Source organism: Actinomycetospora chlora (genome assembly GCF_039542135.1).
GTDB classification, from domain to species: domain Bacteria; phylum Actinomycetota; class Actinomycetes; order Mycobacteriales; family Pseudonocardiaceae; genus Actinomycetospora; species Actinomycetospora chlora.
The window spans coordinates 79,182-97,378 of record NZ_BAABHO010000001.1 but is presented as its reverse complement, the minus strand read 5'-3'; the positions used below and the strand labels follow the sequence as shown (position 1 = coordinate 97,378).

The 18,197-nt window shown below is 75.5% G+C and carries 15 protein-coding genes; 12 read left to right on the top strand and 3 right to left on the bottom strand.

Annotated elements, in window-relative coordinates; genetic code table 11:
* Window positions 1–201: 201 nt before the first annotated feature.
* From ABD994_RS00410 to ABD994_RS00390, 5 genes are all read left to right on the top strand, one after another.
* Window positions 202–1,035 carry a hypothetical protein gene (locus tag ABD994_RS00410; RefSeq protein ID WP_345410165.1) on the top strand — a complete coding sequence of 278 codons (834 nt, stop codon included), beginning with the start codon at window positions 202–204 and terminating at the stop codon, window positions 1,033–1,035.
* Window positions 1,036–1,037: 2 nt separating this feature from the next.
* Window positions 1,038–1,760, top strand: a complete 723-nt coding sequence (locus tag ABD994_RS00405; RefSeq protein ID WP_345410163.1) for a hypothetical protein — start codon at window positions 1,038–1,040, stop codon at window positions 1,758–1,760.
* Complete coding sequence (locus tag ABD994_RS00400; protein WP_345410161.1) at window positions 1,757–2,710, top strand: hypothetical protein; 954 nt, start codon at window positions 1,757–1,759, stop codon at window positions 2,708–2,710. Before ABD994_RS00405 ends, ABD994_RS00400 begins: the two co-directional genes overlap by 4 nt.
* On the top strand, window positions 2,707–3,918 hold the full coding sequence (locus tag ABD994_RS00395; protein ID WP_345410159.1) for an OmpA family protein: 1,212 nt from the start codon (window positions 2,707–2,709) through the stop codon (window positions 3,916–3,918). The genes ABD994_RS00400 and ABD994_RS00395 overlap by 4 nt, the downstream gene beginning before the upstream one ends.
* A 272-nt stretch (window positions 3,919–4,190) precedes the next feature.
* Window positions 4,191–5,888: a glycine/sarcosine N-methyltransferase gene (locus ABD994_RS00390; RefSeq protein ID WP_345410157.1), complete on the top strand. Its 1,698-nt coding sequence runs from the start codon at window positions 4,191–4,193 to the stop codon at window positions 5,886–5,888.
* A gap of 102 nt (window positions 5,889–5,990) precedes the next feature.
* Here the strand turns inward: ABD994_RS00390 and ABD994_RS00385 are convergent, their stop codons facing one another.
* Window positions 5,991–6,830 (bottom strand): hypothetical protein, encoded by an 840-nt coding sequence (locus ABD994_RS00385; protein ID WP_345410155.1) that lies wholly within the window; start codon window positions 6,828–6,830, stop codon window positions 5,991–5,993.
* Between the two features lie 199 nt (window positions 6,831–7,029).
* Window positions 7,030–7,524, bottom strand: a complete 495-nt coding sequence (locus ABD994_RS00380; protein ID WP_345410153.1) for a hypothetical protein — start codon at window positions 7,522–7,524, stop codon at window positions 7,030–7,032.
* A 253-nt stretch (window positions 7,525–7,777) separates the two neighbouring features.
* Between ABD994_RS00380 and ABD994_RS00375 the strand changes: the two genes are divergently transcribed.
* Window positions 7,778–9,148 carry a glutamate-1-semialdehyde 2,1-aminomutase gene (locus ABD994_RS00375; RefSeq protein ID WP_345410151.1) on the top strand — a complete coding sequence of 457 codons (1,371 nt, stop codon included), beginning with the start codon at window positions 7,778–7,780 and terminating at the stop codon, window positions 9,146–9,148.
* A gap of 101 nt (window positions 9,149–9,249) precedes the next feature.
* Window positions 9,250–10,209, top strand: coding sequence for a UDP-glucose 4-epimerase GalE (gene galE, locus ABD994_RS00370; protein ID WP_345410149.1), 960 nt, complete (start codon window positions 9,250–9,252; stop codon window positions 10,207–10,209).
* 13 nt (window positions 10,210–10,222) lie between these two features.
* Here the strand turns inward: galE and ABD994_RS00365 are convergent, their stop codons facing one another.
* Window positions 10,223–11,194 carry a polysaccharide deacetylase family protein gene (locus ABD994_RS00365; RefSeq protein ID WP_345410147.1) on the bottom strand — a complete coding sequence of 324 codons (972 nt, stop codon included), beginning with the start codon at window positions 11,192–11,194 and terminating at the stop codon, window positions 10,223–10,225.
* Between the two features lie 233 nt (window positions 11,195–11,427).
* Between ABD994_RS00365 and ABD994_RS00360 the strand changes: the two genes are divergently transcribed.
* From ABD994_RS00360 to ABD994_RS00340, 5 genes are read left to right on the top strand one after another with little or no spacing between them, the layout of a single operon-like run.
* Window positions 11,428–12,753: a nucleotide sugar dehydrogenase gene (locus tag ABD994_RS00360; RefSeq protein WP_345410145.1), complete on the top strand. Its 1,326-nt coding sequence runs from the start codon at window positions 11,428–11,430 to the stop codon at window positions 12,751–12,753.
* Window positions 12,734–13,951, top strand: coding sequence for a glycosyltransferase family 4 protein (locus ABD994_RS00355; RefSeq protein WP_345410143.1), 1,218 nt, complete (start codon window positions 12,734–12,736; stop codon window positions 13,949–13,951). Before ABD994_RS00360 ends, ABD994_RS00355 begins: the two co-directional genes overlap by 20 nt.
* Entirely contained in the window at window positions 13,944–15,035 is a 1,092-nt protein-coding gene (locus tag ABD994_RS00350; RefSeq protein WP_486303752.1) for a glycosyltransferase family 4 protein, read from the top strand. The genes ABD994_RS00355 and ABD994_RS00350 overlap by 8 nt, the downstream gene beginning before the upstream one ends.
* Window positions 15,032–16,132 (top strand): GNAT family N-acetyltransferase, encoded by a 1,101-nt coding sequence (locus tag ABD994_RS00345; RefSeq protein ID WP_345410139.1) that lies wholly within the window; start codon window positions 15,032–15,034, stop codon window positions 16,130–16,132. The genes ABD994_RS00350 and ABD994_RS00345 overlap by 4 nt, the downstream gene beginning before the upstream one ends.
* 31 nt (window positions 16,133–16,163) lie before the next feature.
* The gene (locus ABD994_RS00340) at window positions 16,164–18,197 is read left to right on the top strand and encodes a glycosyltransferase (RefSeq protein WP_345410137.1); all 2,034 of its coding nucleotides are present in this window, start codon (window positions 16,164–16,166) and stop codon (window positions 18,195–18,197) included.

Sequence of the window (18,197 nt, the reverse complement as noted above, 5' to 3'; positions counted from 1 at the left end):
GGTGAGGATCGCGGCGGCGTGTCGTCCACCGGACGAGCGGACGTCTTCGTCTGGCGGACAGCGACGGCGGCCGGTCGGGCTCCCCCGGACGACCGCACGGGCCCGGGAGGCCGCCGCCTAGACTCGGTCGGACGCGTCCCGCCCGGGACGGCCTGCAGGAGGAACCCGCACGGTGGAACGGCACGCCCGGACGGTGGCGCGATGACCCAGGCCAGCGAGGCCGCCGGACCGGCCGCGAACGCGACCGGCTCGCCGATGCCCCCGTACGGCTGGTTCGCCCGCCTGCGCGACGCGTGGCAGGCCCGCGCCGACGGGCGCGCCGGGCTGCCCAGCCTCGAGAGCGGCCGTCCGGCCGGCACACCCGCGCTCGAGGAGTTCCACCAGGACTTCCTCGCGCGCACGCACCGCGAGCGGCTGCGCCTCGACCTCGAGGTCGCGCCGATGCACGCGACCCGCGCCGCGCTGGCGACCCGCATCCCGGAGACCGAGCAGGCGCTCGTCCGGGTCCGCGCCCGGCTCGACGCCATCCCGGTGCTGCTCGAGCCCGAGGCGCTCACCGTGCGCCGGGGCGGCGAGGGTGAGACCGCCGAGGACGTCGTCGCCGCCCGGCGGGCGCGCGAGCATGAGGCCGTCCGCCGGCCGCTGGTCGACGAGGCGGCCCGGCTGCACGCCCAGCTCACGCAGATGCGCGTCGAGTACGCCCGGCTGGGCAGCACGATCCGGGCCTGCGAGCTCGTCGGCGCCACGCGCGTCCGGCGGCTGCACGCGCAGGTCATGCGCCGCGTCAGCGCCTACGAGCGCCACCTCGTGCGCCGCCACCCGGCGGGCGACCGCATCGGTCCGGCGCTGGCCGCCCAGCACCCGGTCGTGCCGGGCTGGGTCGCCGCCGCGGAGACCGCCGAGCAGGACGCGCCGGCCCCCACCGGCCCGCTGCCCGCCGTGCCCGGACCCACGCCGCCCGGCGACGGCCGCACCGACGCCACCCCGATCACCCCGTCCGCGCCCCGGCACGGCGCGACGACCCCCCAGGAGTAGCGATGGCCGCCCGCAGGTTCTGGCCCCGGCGCCGCGACGCGGACGCCGGCACCGACCGGCCCCCGACGCCCACGGCGCCGTCGGCCGGCAGCGCGCCCACGCCGCCGCCGTCCGGCGCTCCCCTGTCGAGCCTGCCCGGGGTGCCCACGACGCCGGGCTCGCCCGAGGAGCGCCGCTTCCAGCAGGTCTACGCGGCCGACCGGGTCGGGCCGATGCCCTACCCGAACCAGGCCACGCCCGACGTGGGCGCCGCCCGCGGCCGCGTGCGCACCCTCGTGCAGGAGCTCCTCGACGGCGTCGACGAGGGCACCGGTGGCGCGCTCGACCCGCTCATCGCCTCGTGGGCGTCCGGCTGGCTCTCGCGCATCGACTCCCAGCACGCCGACCACCAGGCCGTGGTCGACCGCCTCGTCGGCGGCGCCCGCCAGCAGCTGGCCGACGCCGAGGCCGCCCACGAGCGCGACCGGCGCGCCCTCGCGATCGCCCGCCGCGACTACGAGGAGGCCCGCGAGCGGCTCAGCGAGCCGATCGGGCAGGACGACCCGCCCGACCCGGCGCCGTCGCGGCCGCGGTCCTCGCGGCGGCGTCCCGAGCCGCCGATCGACCCCCCGGCCGATCCGCCGACCGGCCCGATGCCCCGGCCGGTCGGGGGCACCGGACGGCGGTCCTACACTGCGTCGTCACCCGACCGTGGAGACACCGTGACCCCGGAGGAGCGCCGATGAGCGGGGGTGCGCGCCCGCGCTCGTACCGCGACGCGACGCTGCTGATCAACCGCTCGCGCGAGGACTACCTCGCGCTCGGGATCATCCTGCTCGCGATCGGCGGCGACATCGCCGCGTTCTACGTCGTCCTCGCCCGGGTCTTCCGTGGCTCGCCGTTCCTCATCGTGCTGGGCACCGTCGGCTTCGCCGCGGCGGCCGTCGGCCTGGCCCACCTCGTCGGCCAGGGGCTGGCGCGGCGCCGCTGCGGCGACCCGCGGGCGTCGCTGACGCTGACGGTGCTGGCCACGCTGACCTGGCTGATGCTGGGCGCCGCGGCGTTCTGGACCCGCCTGATGACGCCCAGCGGCTCGTCGTCGGGCGGGGGCTTCGGCTCGGGTGGCGGCGGGTTCGGCTCCGGTGGGGGCGGGGGCTTCGGATCCGGCGGCGGCGGGTTCGGCTCCGGCGGGGGCGGGGGCTTCGGCAGCTCGTCGTCGAGCATCGACATGTCCGCCCTGCTGCCCGCGATGCTCTTCGGCGCGCTGTTCCTGGCCAGCGGGATGGCCGCGATGGTGGCGACGTTCGTGTCGTTCAACCCCGTCGCCTCCGCCCTGCGCCGGGCCGAGCGCCGGATGCACGAGGCCACCGACCGCGAGCGGGCCAGCCGGGCGGAGCTCGAGCGCGCCCGCGAGGCCCTGCGCCAGCAGGAGAACGAGCGCGAGCGCGAGGACCAGCGCTGGCGGGCCGCCCGCCAGCAGGTGGTGGCCGAGATGCTCGAGCTGCAGAACTACGCGCGCACGCTGATGGCGTCGAAGAAGGGCAACCCGTCGGTCACCGACGGGCTCACCGGGTCGTCGCTGTACCCGCTGTTCACGCCGGCGAGCGAGGTCGTGCCCGGCGAGGAGGCGCCGCCGGAGATGCGCCCGTTCATCCCGACCGTCGTCGAGTCCAGCCCGAACGGAGATCATCGTTGATCCGACCCCGCGTGGCCGGCCTGTTCTCGCTCCTCCTTGCCGGCACGCTGGTCGCCGGCTGCTCGGGCTCCGACGACGCCGCCGGCGGCGGCTTCTCCGGTGGTGGCGGCGGGGGGCTGTCCTGCCCGGTGCCGGTCGGCCCGATGGCCTTCGCGGTCTCCGGGCGGGCCAACAGCCCGGAGCCGGGGCTGCCGCAGGCCGTGCAGGACGCGACCACCTCCGTGCTCACGCGGTCGGTGGACCAGGACTACCGGCCGCGGATCACGCTGGTCAACGTCGACGGGCGGCCGGTCTCGGCCGGCAGTGAGACGTTCTCCTCCGACGCCGGCAACGGCATCGCCGCCGAGGACGACCGCAACACCTTCCTCAACGGGTTCGGAGAGGCGCTGACCGGCCTGCGGGCGCAGACCCCGGAGGTCGACGTGCTCACCGCGCTCGACCTCGCGGGGCGCTCGGCCGGCGGGCCGCGGCCCGGCACGGTCGTGCTCGTCGACTCCGGGCTGTCGACCGTGGCCCCGCTGGACTTCCGCCAGCGCGGGCTGCTCGACGCCCCGCCGAACGAGACGGTCGACGCGCTGCGGGCCACCAACTCGCTGCCGGGCCTGCAGGGCGAGACCGTGGTCCTCGCGGGCCTGGGCGACGTCGCCGCGCCGCAGGCGGCTCTCTCCCCGGCCCAGCGCTCCTCGCTGGTCGCGCTGTGGACCGCGGTCGCGCAGGCGGGCGGCGCGTCGTGCGTCGCGGTGGTCGACGAGCCGCGCGGCGGCGACGCCCCGAGCGACGTGCCGCCGGTGAGCCCGGTCGACGTGCCGCCGCCCCCCACCATCACGCCCGGACAGGCGACGACGCTGCCCGACGACAATTCCGTCGGCTTCCAGCCCGACACCGCCGAGTTCCGCGACCGGAATGCCGCGCGTGCCGTCCTCACGCCGTTCGCACAGTTCGTGACGGCGGCACCGAACAATCGCCTCGCGCTCACGGGCACGAGTGCGCGCGCGGGCACGCCCGAGAGCCAGGTCGACCTCTCCACGCGGCGCGCGGAGGCGGTGAAGGCGCTCCTGGTGGAGCTGGGCGCCCCCGCCGACCGCATCACCACCCGCGGCGTCGGCAGCCAGTTCCCCGGCTACGTCGAGGACGTGGGCCCGGACGGCCGCCAGCTGCCCGGCCCCGCCAGCCAGAACCGGACCGTGATCGTCGAACCGTCCGGGTGACCGGGAGGGTGATCGCGCGGTGACGCGCCGTCGCCGACGCGGCTGTCCGTATTCCGAGGGAAACGTGGCTGCCGTCACAGCACGATGTGGTCACGGAGATCCCCATCCGCGGACACCCGGTCGGAGCAGCGCCGATGGCGCTGTTTGCGCGTCGGCACACACCGCGCCTGTATCGATTCTGCCGACCGTACGGCCCCGGGGGGACCTTCCGGGACCCGGCGTGGCTGCCTAGCGTCGTCTCTCCGGAAGCGTCACCGACGTCCGGAGGACACATGACCGCAGCCGCAGACCGGAGCCCCGACACCGCGGCTGGCCTCGACGAGTACACCGAGGCCGATGTTCATCAGGAGTTCGGCGAGAACCCGAACGAGGTCCGCGACACGAACCACTACCACGAGGAATACATCAAGGGGTTCGTGGACAAGTGGGACGACTACATCGGCTGGGAGGGACGCGCCGCCAGCGAGGGCTCGTTCTTCATCGACCAGCTGTCGGCCCGGGGTGTCGAGAAGGTTCTCGACGTCGCCACGGGCACCGGGTTCAACTCCGTCCAGCTCCTCAAGGCCGGGTTCGAGACGGTCTCCGCCGACGGCAGTGCGGAGATGCTCGCCAAGGCCTTCGAGAACGGCCGCCAGCACGGGCACGTGCTGCGGGTGGTCCAGGCCGACTGGCGCTGGCTCAACCGTGACGTCCACGGTGAGTACGACGCCATCATCTGCCTGGGGAACTCGTTCACCCACCTGTTCAACGAGCGCGACCGGCGCAAGGCGCTGGCCGAGTTCTACGCGATGCTCAAGCACGACGGCGTGCTGATCCTCGATCAGCGCAACTACGACGAGATCCTCGACCACGGCTTCTCGTCGAAGCACAAGTACTTCTACTGCGGCGACACGGTGACCGCCGAGCCGGAGTACATCGACGACGGGCTCGCGCGCTTCCGGTACACGTTCCACGACGACGGTTCCGTGTACCACCTCAACATGTTCCCGCTGCGCAAGGACTACGTGCGGCGGCTCATGCGCGAGGTCGGGTTCCAGAAGATCGATACGTACGGGGACTTCCAGGAGTCGTACGGGACCGAGAGCCCGGACTTCTGGATCCACGTGGCCGAGAAGACCTACCGACCGGACGATGAATTGAGCGAGAGCTACTCGACCGCGGTCCACACCGCGCGCGACTACTACAACTCGACCGACGCCGACACCTTCTACCACGAGGTCTGGGGCGGCGAGGACATCCACGTCGGGCTGTACGACACCCCCGACGAGGCCATCGCCCCCGCCTCGCAGCGCACCGTCGAGCGCATGGCCGAGGGCATGGGCATCACCGCGGAGACCCGCGTGCTCGACATGGGCGCGGGCTACGGCGGTTCGGCCCGCTGGCTCGCGAAGAAGTACGGCTGCCGCGTGACGTGCCTCAACCTCTCCGAGGTCGAGAACGAGCGGAACCGCGAGAAGAACCGCGCCCAGGGCCTCGACCACCTCGTCGACGTCGTCGACGGGTCGTTCGAGAACATGCCGGTGCAGGACAACTACTACGACCTCGTGTGGTCGCAGGACGCGTTCCTGCACTCCGGTGAGCGCCGGGCCGTGGTCGCCGAGATCGAGCGTGTGCTCAAGCCGAACGGCCAGGTGGTCTTCACCGACCCGATGGCCGACGACGACGCCGACGTCTCGGCGCTGACGCCGATCCTCGCCCGACTCCACCTCGATACGCTCGGCTCGCCGGGCTTCTACCGCGAGGAGTTCGCGAAGCACGGCTTCTCGGACTTCGCGTTCGAGGACCACACCGACCAGCTCACGACCCACTACGGGCGCGTGCTCGCCGAGCTCGAGGCCGCGGAACCGCGGTTCGCGGGCACGATCTCCGACGAGTACATCGCGAACATGAAGACGGGTCTGACGAACTGGGTGAACGGCGGCAGGAGCGGCCAGCTCTCCTGGGGCATCTTCCGCATCCGTCGCGGCTGACGGCTCCACCACACCGCACGCGGGCCGGCCGGGGACACCTCCCCGGCCGGCCCGTCGTGTGTCCGGCGCACCTCCGGTGCGAGCAACGCGGCTTTGCTGGCGTCACACGCCAGGATCGCCACATGCTCGCTCGCACGACACGCCGTCGAGCGCGCCGGCCAAGGCCTCGGCGACGGCGTCGCGACGGACGGCGTCCCGGCGCAGCGAGCGGGACAGCTCTAGGTGCACGAACGCCGACCCGGCACGGTCGGCGGCGCGACCCTGGACGTTGAGCCGCCCGAGGAGGTCGTCGCAGCGCGGGTCCGGCTCCGTCGCCACCCGCTCCCCCGCGGCCACCAGGCGCTGCCGCACCGCGGCGAGCAGCGGTCCGCCGCGCGCCGCCCCCGGGGAGAGGACGACGTCGAGGCCGTCGCGGTCGGCGAACCCGTGCAGCTGGACCTGCGGCAGGCCGCGCGCCGCGAGAACGGCCGCCACGCGCGAGAACGGAGCGTCGCGGCGGGAGGACACGTCGGCGGGGCAGTCGGCGCGCTCCCGCACCCAGGACGGGGCGCCGGCGAGGCGGTGGGCGCCCGCCTGCAGGTAGAGCGTGCGTGCCCGGCGCTCCTGGACCGCGAGCCCGATGCGCTCGGTGTCGAGGTCGGCGTTGGGGTGCGGCACCTCGACGACGGCGTCCGGCGCGGTGCCCGGGCGCGCGACGACGACGAGCCACGCCCGCTCCCCCGTCGGGTCGGACGCGAGCAGCAGGTCCTCGCCGAACGCCGTCGCCTCCAGGCCGAGACGCACCCCGACGGCCCGCGCCGCCTCCCCGTCACCCCCCGCGAGGGCCTCGGCGAGCTCCCGGGCGACCGCCACCTCGGCGGGCGCCGGCACGCGGTACGGGCCGCGGCGACGCATCGCGGCGGCGAGGTCGACGACCCGCGTCGTCACCTCCCGCTCCCGCACGGCGCCGACTCTGCCAGCCCGCCCGCACCGCGGCCGGAGATCGACTCGCGAACGGAGCGCGGTGAGCACCCGGATGCCGCGACCCCGAGGACACGAGCGGCGAGCTCGCTGCTTCCGACGCAGCGAGAGCGCCGTTCGTTCGTGGGTGGGGCGGCTCGGCGGGGCGGTGGGGTGGGGCGGCTCGGTGGGGTGGGGCGGCTCAGCGGGCCGGGCGGGGCGGGCCCCAGACCGGGCGGGCACCCAGGACCGGCGTGCCGGGGACGTGCCCGTGCGGGATGGGGCGACGGCGAACCGCGGCCACCGGCGCGGGGGGTCCCGGCGGCGGGGTGCTCGGCGGCGGGACGGTCGGCGGGGCCACCAGACCCCGGGGCCCCCGCGCCGGGCGGGCCGGGACGGGCGGGCGCACCGGCGCGGGCGCGACCGGCGGGCCGGGCAGCAGGGTCGTCGTCCCGGCGAGGGTCAGGGCGTCCGAGGCCGCGACCGGCCACGGCGCCCGCACGGTCGGCGCGTCGGGGACGTCGACGGGAGCGTCGTCCACCGCCCGCCGGCGCCGCGGCCGGGCGGCGAGCGGGACCACACCCCCGACGGCACCCGGCGGGGTGTCGTCGGGCGCCGCGTGCCGGGGGGCGCGCCGCGCGTGGCGTCCGCCGGGCCCGAGGCCTGCTGCTCCGGGTGGTGCGACCGGTGCTGCCATGTGGACCAGTGTGGAGGGCCCACGGAGCGCGTCCTGTCCGGGGGACCGCCGCTGGGCCGTCGGGGTGGACGGCGCGGCCGGACCGGTGACGGGCCGGGGCCGACGGTGGGTGACACCACCCGTCCGTGCGGCGATCGGCACCGCGCTGCGGGCAACGCCCTACCCTCCCCACACGTCGGACGTACGGGCCGACGCCGAGGCCGTCGCCGACCCGGACGAGGTGACCACTCGCCGATCAGGGAGGCTGATGCCCATGACGTCCGCGTCCTATCCGTCCGCTACGTCCGACTCGGGGACCGACATCGATCTCACGCGGTCGAACCAGGTGCAGGCGCGGTTGCACGACCTCGTGCCCGGCGGCGCGCACACGTACGCGCGCGGCTCGGACCAGTACCCGGAGCACATGGCGCCGGTCCTGGAGCGCGGTCGCGGCGCGCGGGTGTGGGACGTCGACGGCAACGAGTACGTCGAGTACGGCATGGGCCTGCGGTCGGTGACGCTCGGCCACGCCTACGAGCCGGTCGACGCCGCCGTCCGCGACGTGGTGGGCCGGGGCGTCAACTTCTCCCGCCCGCACCGCCTCGAGCTGGCGGCCGCTGAAGACTTCCTCGGCCTCGTGCCCGGCGCCGACATGGTGAAGTTCTGCAAGAACGGCTCGGACGCGACGACGGCCGCGCTCAAGCTCGCCCGGGCGGCCACCGGGCGCGACATGGTGGCCATCGCCGACCAGCCCTTCTTCTCCACCGACGACTGGTTCATCGGCCGGACGGCCATGAACGCCGGCATCCCGGACGCCGTGCGCCAGGCGACCGCGCGCTTCACCTACAACGACCTCGACTCGCTGCGCGCGCTGTTCGACGCCCACCCCGGGCGGATCGCGGCGGTGTTCATGGAGGCCGCGACGGCGCTGGGCGACCCGGCGCCGGGTTTCCTCGAGGGCGTCCGTGAGCTCTGCACGGCCCAGGGCGCGGTGCTGGTGTTCGACGAGATGATCACCGGTTTCCGGTGGTCGGCGCACGGCGCGCAGGGCGTCTACGGCGTCACGCCCGACCTCTCGACGTGGGGCAAGGCGATGGGCAACGGGTTCCCCGTGTCCGCGCTCGCCGGCCGCCGCGAGCTCATGGAGCTCGGGGGCCTGCGCACCGACGCGGAGCGCGTCTTCCTGCTCTCCACCACGCACGGCCCCGAGACCGTCGGGCTCACCGCCTTCCGCGCCGTGGTCGAGGCCTACCGGCGCGACGACCCGGTGGCCACGATGCGCCGCCAGGGCGCCCGGCTCGCCGCGGCCGTGAACGAGGTGGTCGCCGCCGCCGGGCTCGCCGAGCACGTCGACGTCGCCGGGCACCCGGCGTGCCTCGTCTTCCGCACCCGCGACGCCCAGGGCGCCCCGTCGCAGGGGATGCGCACGGTGTTCCTGGCCGAGCTGCTGCGCCGCGGCGTGCTGGGGCAGTCGTTCGTCATCTCGGCCGCGCACACCGACGACGACGTCGAGCAGACCGTGGCCGCCGTGGCGGGCGCGCTCCCGGCCTACGAGCGGGCGCTCACCGACGGCGTCGACACCGTGCTCGAGGGCCGCCCGGTGGCCCCGGCGCTGCGCGCCCACGCGGCCCCCCGCCGTCTCTAGGCCGACCGTCCGCCCGGGGGCCCGCCGCCGCGCGGAGCCCGCCTCGTAGCCTCGGACCGCCGGGGCGAGCGAGGGGAGCGCGAGTGGTGCACCGATGGCTGGTGACGGGGGGCGCGGGCTACATCGGCGCGCACACCGCACGGGCGCTGCGGGCCCGCGGGGACGCGGTGGTGGTCCTCGACGACCTGTCCTCCGGGCTGGCCGAGCGCGTCGACGACGACGTGGCGCTGGTGCGCGCGAGCGTGCTCGACGGCGACGCCGTGGCCGCCGCGATCACCGAGCACCGCCTCGACGGGGTCATGCACTTCGCGGCGCGCAAGTCCGTCCCGGACTCGGTGGCCCGCCCGCTGCACTACTGGCACGAGAACGTCGAGGGCCTGCGCACGGTGCTCGCCGCCGCCACCGGCGCCGGGGTGGAGCGGTTCGTCTACTCCTCGAGCGCCGCGGTCTACGGCGCCACCTCCGGCGCCGCGGTGGCCGAGGACGCCGCCTGCGCCCCGGTGAACCCCTACGGCACCACCAAGCTCGCCGGCGAGTGGCTGCTCGCCGACCTGCACGCCGCCACCGGCCTGCGCTACGTCGCGCTGCGCTACTTCAACGTCGCCGGCGCCCGCGACGCCCGCCTGGCCGACCGCGGCCGGGAGAACCTCGTCCCGATCGCGCTGGACGCCGTGGCCGCCGGCCGGGCGCCGACGGTGTTCGGCACCGACTACGACACCCCCGACGGCAGTTGCGTGCGCGACTTCGTGCACGTCGACGACCTCGCCGACGCCCACGTCGCGGCCACCGCCCTGCTCGACGACCCCGACCGGCCGTGCGCGGAGACCCTCAACGTCGGCGTGGGCCGCGGCTACTCGGTGCTCGAGGTCGTCGCCGCGATCGCCCGCGCCACCGGCCGCCCCGTCGAGCCCGTCCGCGGCGGGCGCCGACCCGGCGACCCGCCCGCCGTCGTCGCCGACACCACCCGCATCCGCGAGCGCCTCGGCTGGACCGCCCGCCACGACCTCGACGACATCGTCACCTCCGCCTGGGCCGCCCGGACCGCGGACGCCAGGGCGTGAGTGGCGGCCAGGGTCAGGCCCGCACCCGACCGGCGACCGAGCTCGCCAGCCGCGACCCGCGGCGCGCGACCGCGCCGGCGAGCTTCGACGACTTCCGCGCGACCTTGCCGAGGACCTCGGCGAGGTCGGTGGTCGGCTCGACGAGGACGCGGCGCATCTCGTACGGCGAGTGCCCCGGCCCGGCGAGGCCCGCCCGGGTGGTGACGGCGGCCCGGTAGCCGGCCCGTTCGGCGATCTGCGTCGTCCGCTCGTCGTAGTCGCCCGTCCCGCCGTTGGGGTAGGCGAAGAGGTCGACGGTCTGCCCGAGGCCGTCCTCGAGGGCGCGGCGGGAGTCGACGAGCTCGGCGCGCTGGGCGTCGGCGTCCTCGCGGGCGAGGATCGGGTGGGTCACCGTGTGGGAGCCGACACCGTGCCCGGTGGCGGCGAGGGTGCGGGCGCCGTCCCAGTCGAGAAACAGCGACGACGTGCCGGGCCGCGACGGCGCGACGCGCTCGGCGACCGCCGCCACGGCCGCCCGTCGGGTGGCCCCGTCGACGAGCTTGAGCTCGTTCTTGAGGGCGTCCCCCGCCGCCCGGCGCGCGGCCGGCGTCGAGAGGTCGTGGGTCCGCCCCGCCCACTCCAGGTGATCGACCTCGGCGTGCTCGAGCGCGTCCGCGAAGTCCTCCCACCAGGCCGTGACCCGGCGGGAGAGGATGTCCGTCACCAGGAAGAACGTCCCGTTCATCCCGTGCCGGTCGAGCGCGGGCACGGCGGCGTCGAGCCAGTCGGCGTAACCGTCGTCGAACGTCAGCGCGACCGCGCGCGGGGGCAGCGAACCCCCCGCCGCGAGGGTGTCCACGGCCACGGTCAGCGGCACGACGTTCGCCACGCGCTCCAGGAGCGCGAGCTGCCGCTCGAAGCCCTGACGGCCGGCGCCGGGGGCGGCCGGCGCGTACGGCGTGGGGTCGATGTTGTGGTACCCGAGGACGAGCAGCCGGCGGCTCATGGCGCCCGATGGTAGGAGCCGCGACGGGCCGTCCCGGGCCGGGGCCGGGCGCGCGCGCAGGCGGGTGACGCACGTCCGACCGCTCAACCGGGCGGCCACCCGCACGTCCTACGTGGTGGAAGCGGGCGCCCACGCCCGATGACGATCGCGTCGTGCCCCTGGGTACCGTGGCCGGGCCCAGCGGGCCGTGCGACGGCCCGCCGCGACCCCGACCCGTTGCGAGGACCCCTGAGATGAAGGTCAGTGTCTTCGGTCTCGGCTACGTCGGCACGGTGAGCGCCGCCTGCCTGGCCCTCGAGGGCCACGACGTCGTCGGGGTGGACGTCAACCCGGCGAAGCTCGCGATGCTCGGCGAGGGCCGCACGCCGGTCGTGGAGGAGCGGATCGGGGACATCGTCCGCGACGTCGTCGCCGCCGGCCGCCTGACCGTCACCGACGACGTCACGGCGGCGATCCACGGCACCGACCTCTCGCTGGTGTGCGTCGGCACCCCGTCGGCGCCGAACGGCAGCCTCGACACCTCCTACCTCGAGCGGGCCGCGGGTGAGATCGGCGCCGCGCTCGCCACCCGCCCCACCGACGGCACCCGCCACGTCGTGGTGTTCCGCTCGACGATGCTGCCCGGCACGTGCCTGGGCGTGCTGGTGCCGATCCTCGAGCGGGAGTCGGGCCTGGTCGCCGGGCAGGACTTCGGCGTCGCGGTGAACCCCGAGTTCCTGCGCGAGGGCTCGAGCGTCAAGGACTTCTACGCCCCGCCGAAGACGGTGGTGGGCGAGCTGGACCCGGCCAGCGGCGACGCGGTGATGGCGCTCTACGCCGACCTCGACGCCCCGGAGTTCCGTGTCGAGCCCCCGGTCGCCGAGATGACCAAGTACGTGGACAACACCTTCCACGGGCTGAAGATCGGCTTCGCCAACGAGATCGGGGCCCTGGCCCGGGAGCTCGGCGTCGACTCCCACGACGTCATGGAGATCTTCCTCTCGGACACCAAGCTCAACATCAGCCCCGCGTACCTGCGGCCGGGCTTCGCCTTCGGCGGCTCCTGCTTGCCGAAGGACCTGCGCGGGCTGGTGCACGCGGCGCGCCGCCACGACGTGCGGGTGCCGATCCTCGAGAACGTGCTGCCGTCCAACGACGAGCACATCCAGCGCGCCTTCGAGCACGTCGCCGCCACCGGCCGGCGGAAGGTCGGCGTGTTCGGGCTGGCGTTCAAGGGCGGCACCGACGACCTGCGCGAGAGCCCGCTGGTCGAGCTGTGCGAGCGGATGCTCGGCAAGGGCTACGACCTGCGCATCCACGACCCCGCCGTCGTCGAGTCCGCGCTGCTCGGCGCGAACCGCTCGTTCATCGAGGCGCACCTGCCCCACCTGCGCGACCTCCTGGTCGACGACGTCGCCGAGATCACCGCGCACGCCGAGGTGCTGGTGGTCGGCAAGGCCGGCGCGGACGTCCTCGCGGCGCTGGACACCGTGCCGGGCGTGCCGGTCATCGACCTCGTCCGGCTCCCGGACACCGCACGCCGCCGCCAGCAGGAGGGATATGTCGGCCTTGCCTGGTAGAGCCCTCGTCATCGTCGAGAACCTCTCGGTCCCCTTCGACCGGCGGGTGTGGCAGGAGTGCCAGACCCTCACCGGGCACGGGTGGGAGGTCGAGGTGATCTGCCCGCTCGGCACCAAGCGGGACACCGAGACCGAGGTCGTCATCGACGGCGTGCGGATCCACCGGTACCCGCTCGAGGCGGCGACCGGCGGCCCGCAGGGCTACCTCAAGGAGTACGGCACCGCCCTGCGGCACACCAGCCGGCTGCTCAAGCGCATCCAGAAGCGCGCGCCGGTCGACGTCGTCCACCTGTGCAACCCGCCGGACCTGCTCTTCCTCGCCGCGCTGCGCGCCAAGGTCGGCGGCGCTCGCGTGGTGTTCGACCAGCACGACCTCGTGCCGGAGCTGTACCTCTCGCGGTTCCGCTCGAAGCGGGACTCGCTGTACTGGGCGATGCGGGCCCTGGAGTGGGCCACCTACCGCACCGCCGACACCGTCATCGCCACGAACGAGAGCTACCGCGCGGTGGCCACCGGCCGGGGCCGGGTGCCGGTCGAGGACACGTTCGTCGTGCGCAGCGCCCCCGCGGTCGAGCGCTTCCGCCGGCGGGCCGCCGAGCCCGCGCTCGCGCACGGCCGCGAGCACCTGCTCTGCTACCTCGGCGTCATGGGGCCGCAGGACGGGGTGGACTACGCGGTCCGCGCCCTGGCCGACCTCGCCGCCCGGCGCGACGACTGGCACGCCGTGTTCATGGGCACCGGCGACGCGTTCGACGACGTCGTCGCGCTGTCGCGCTCCCTCGGGCTCGACGACCGCGTGACGTTCACCGGCCGCGTCTCGGACGAGGACGTGCTGCGCTACCTGTCGACGGCGTCGGTGTGCCTCGCGCCCGACCCCCGCAACCCGCTGAACGACGTGTCGACCATGAACAAGATCATGGAGTACATGGCGATGGCGCGGCCGGTGGTCTCCTTCGACCTCGTCGAGGCCCGCGTCTCGGCCGGCGACGCCGCCGTGTACGCCCGCCCCAACGACGTCTCCGAGTTCGCCTCGCTGGTCTCCGACCTGCTCGACGACCCCGAGCGGCGGGCGGCGATGGGCGAGATCGGCGTGGAGCGGGTGTCGGGCCCGCTGTCGTGGGCCAACTCCGAGAAGGAGCTGCTCGCCGCCTACGAGTGGGTCGCGCGGGACCGGCGCGCGCGTGTGCGGGATGTCTGAGCGGGGTCCCGGCCGCAGGCTCCGGGTCCTCGTCGCGGGCCCGTCCTCGCGCACCGAGGGCGGGATGGCGAGCGTCCAGCGCCTCCTCGAGCGGTGGGTCCCCGAGGACGTCGACCTGCACGTCCACGCGACCCACGTCGAGGGCGGCACGGCGCAGCGGCTGCGCGCGACCCTGGTGGGCGCCGGCGGCGCGGTGCTGCGCCTGCTCACGGGCCGGGTCGACGTCGTGCACGTCAACCTGTCGAAGAAGGCGAGCGTCCTGCGCAAGGGCGCGATCCTCGGGGTCGCCCGCGCCCGCGGCGTGCCGACGGTGGTGCACACCCACGCGGGACTGTTCCTCGACTGGTTCGACGGGCTGTCCGCCCGGGCCCAGGCGGTCGTGCGGCGGCTGCTGGTCGCCGACCGCGTGATCGTGCTCAACGAGACCGTCCGCGAGGGCTACGCGCGCCGCATCGGGGTGCCCGACGAGCGCATCGTGCTGATGACCAACCCCGTCGAGTGGCCGGAGTCCGTGCCCTCGCGTCCCGGCCACGGCCCGGTCACCGCCGCCTTCCTCGGGCGCCTGACGGAGAAGAAGGGCGTCTTCGACCTGTTCCGCGCGCTGGGCCTCCTGCCCGCCGGGCAGCGCGAGCGCCTGCACGTCGTGCTCGCCGGCCACGCCGACCCGGAGCCGGTGCGGGCCGCCCTGCGCGACGCCGGCGTCGGCGACGTGGTCGAGATCCGGGGCTACCTCGGCCCCGACGAGCGCGACGCGCTGCTGGCGCGCTCGGAGATCCTCCTGCTGCCCAGCCACGCCGAGGGGCTGCCGATGTCGGTGCTCGAGGGCATGGCCTGGGGGCTGGTCCCGGTCGTGACCCCCGTCGGGGCCCTGTCCACGGTGGTCGCCGACGGCGACACCGGCGTGCTCGTGCCGGTCGCCGACCCGGAGGCCCTGGCGACGGCGCTCGGCAAGCTCCTGGCCGACGACGTCGCCCGCCACGCGATGGGCGAGCGCGCCCGCGAGGCGGCCCGCGCGTACGCCGCGGACGCCTGGGCCGAGCGCCTCGCCGCCCTGTGGCGCGAGCTGGCGGAGGTGCACTCGTGAGCGGCATCCGGCCGCTGGAGCGCGACGACCTCGACGGCGTCGCCCTGCTGTTCGAGCAGGTCATGGGCTCGGGCACGAGCAGCCGCCCGCAGGTGCGCCGCTACTTCGAGCGCATCCTGCTCGACGACCCGTGGGCCGACCCCGACATCCCCTCGCTCGTCCACGAGACCGCCGAGGGCGAGGTCGCCGGGTTCATCGGCGCGAGCACGCGGCGGGTGCGCATCGACGGGCGTGCCGCCCGGGTCGCCGTGAGCAGCAACCTCGTCGTGCGGCCCGACCAGCGCCCGCGGGGCGTCGGCGCGCTGCTGCTGCGCCGCCTCATGGGCGGCCCCCAGGACGTGACGCTCGCCGACCGCTCCAACGACGACTCGCTGCGGATGTGGCGCGAGCTCGGCGGCCAGGAGCTCGTGCACGCCTCCGTCGGCTGGTACCGCGTGCTGCGTCCCGGACGCGCCGCGGACGCGCTGCTGGGCTCCCGCGCCGGCGAGGGTGTGGTGCGCCGTGTGACCCGCGCGGTCGCCGCGCCGGTGGACGGCATCGCGACGCGGATGGGCTCGCGCGTGCCGCGGCTCGCCACCGAGCCGCCCGAGCCGGACGGCAGCCGGGAGCCGATGACGGTCTCCGACCTGCTCGAGCAGATGAGCAGCATCGGGCGGCGGGTGCGGCTCTACCCCGATTACGACGCGGCCTTCCTGCGGTGGGTCTTCGACGAGGTCGGGGCCCTGCCGCGCGTCGGGCGCGTGGTCTCGCGCCTCGTGCGCGGCAAGGGCGGGCGCATCGCCGGCTGGTTCGTCTACGCGCTGCCCGAGCGCGGCGTGGCCCAGGTCCTGCAGGTCGGCGTGCCCGGCAACGACCCCGATCCGGTGATGGACCACCTCTTCCGCCAGGCCTGGGAGGATGGTGCGGCGGTGGTCCACGGGCGTCTCGAGCCGGCGCTGTCCGGGGTGCTCTCGCGACCCGGCGTCGTCGTGCGCCGGTCGGCGCGGGCGCTCGTCGCGTCCGAGGACTCCACGGCACTGGCCCTGCTGGGGACGACGAGGTCCCTCATGAGTCACCTCGACGGCGAGTGGCTCGTCTCCCACGCCCGTCGTCTGTGACGGGCCCGAGATCCACCAGGAGGTCGTGCGGGTGACCCCGAGCGACGCGGACGACCGACCGCAGCAGCGCGGGCTCGCGGTGCTGCTGGTCTCCCCGGCCCACGCCCAGCTCCTCGAGCGCGCGCTCGCGAGCGTCGACAAGTGGCTGCCCGAGGCCCGGGTGTTCGTGTGGGACAACCGGGACGCCGCCACGCCCGCGATCCGCGAGCTGGCCGCCCGCCACCCCGCGGTGCACTGGACGTTCTGGGACGCCGACCTCGGCCCGGTCACCGCGACCAACCGCCTCGTGGCGCAGGCCGGCACGGACGACGTCCTGCTGCTCGACCCGTCGGTGGAGCTGCTCGGACCGCTGTCCCGCGCCCGGGCTGTGCTGGCCGAGCCGGGCGTGGCCGCGGTCTCGCCGACCGTCGTCGACGCGGGCGGCCCGGGTCGGCCCTGGGACGTCGCCCGTCGCGGGCAGACGGTGGTGCGCAACCTCGTCGGCGTCGGCGGCTGGTCGGCGTCGCTGCGCGGCCGCCGGGTCAGCGAGCTCTACGCCGCCGCGCCCGACGAGGTCGACGGCTACCTGCTGCGCCGCTGCCTGCTGCTCTCCCGCGCGGCGCTCGACGCCGTCGGCCGCTTCGACGAGCGCTTCTTCGACGGTGGCGAGGAGGCGGCCTGGCAGCGCGCCGCCCGCGCGGCCGGGTGGACCCTGCGCCTCGTCGACGACGAGGAGCCCCAGGCGCGCCTGACCGGGCCCGACGACGAGGCCGACGACCCCGGGTCCGCCCCCGACGAGCGGCGCGTGCAGCGGCCCGACGACCTGCGCCGCGCGGCCCGCACGATGGTGCTCGGGATCCGCGACAACGCCGGGCGGGGCGCCCTGTTCTCCGCGGGCGCCGTCGTCCTCGACCGCGTCCGGCCCACGTCCCGCGCGCGGCGCCGCCACGAGCGCACGGCGGCCGCGCAGCGGGCGGGCGGGCGCCCGGCGGTCGTCGTCATCTCCAACGGCCTCGAGCTGGGCGGCGCCGAGCGCCAGCGGGTGATGCTGGCCAACGAGCTGCTCGAACGGGGCCACCCGGTGACGGTCGTCGCGCTGCAGAAGCTCGGGCCCTACACCGCGGAGCTCGACCCGCGGGTGCGCCTGCTGCTCCAGCCCTTCTGGCAGCCGCTGGTCGACGTCGGCACCGACGAGGCGGTCCTCGTCGGCGGCGTGACCAACACCGAGATCGCGTTCGCGCTCGGCTGGCGCGCCCAGGGACGCCTGCACGGCCAGCGTCGCCTGTGGATGCCCGCGAGCCACGACCCCGCCGAGCTGGACCGCCCGACCTACACCGGGTTCCAGGCCCGCGCGCTGCGCACCGCCGACGCGCTGCTCGTGCTCGCGCGCCAGCACCACGTCGACCTCACCCGCCACCAGGCGCTGACCGACACGGTGATGGTCGCCCCCAACGGCATCCCCACGGCCCCCGAGCGCCCGTACCTCCCGGCGACCGCGGAGGGCCGGGGACGGCCGGTGCGGTTCGGGATGATGACGCGGATCGTCGAGTACAAGAACCCGCTGCTGCTCGCCGAGGCCCTGGACGCGCTCGACCGCCCCGACGACTGGACCCTCGACGTCTTCGGCGAGGGGCCGGACCGCGCCGACCTCGAGGCCCGCACCCCGGAGCACCTGCGCGGCCGCGTCCGCTGGCGGGGCCGGGCGTTCGGGCCCGACGAGGCGTTCGAGCAGATGGACGTCCTCTGCGTGCCCAGCGGGTTCGAGGCGTTCCCGCTGGTCATGGTCGAGGCGATGATGCGCGGCGTGCCCGTCATGGCGTCGATCTCCGGCGCCGTGCCCGAGATGCTCGACGACGGCCGCGCCGGCGTCATGGTCGACCCGCTCACCCGCGAGCGCTGGACCGAGGCCGTGCGGGCGGTGATCGACGACCCCGACGGCACCGCCGCCGTGGGCGCCGCCGGGCGCGCGCGGGCGCTGTCGCACTACACGGTCGCCGCGATGGTCGACGACTACCAGCGCGCCTTCACCCGCCTGCTCGGCCACCCGATCCCCGGCGCCCCGACCGACCCGGCGACGACGCTGTGA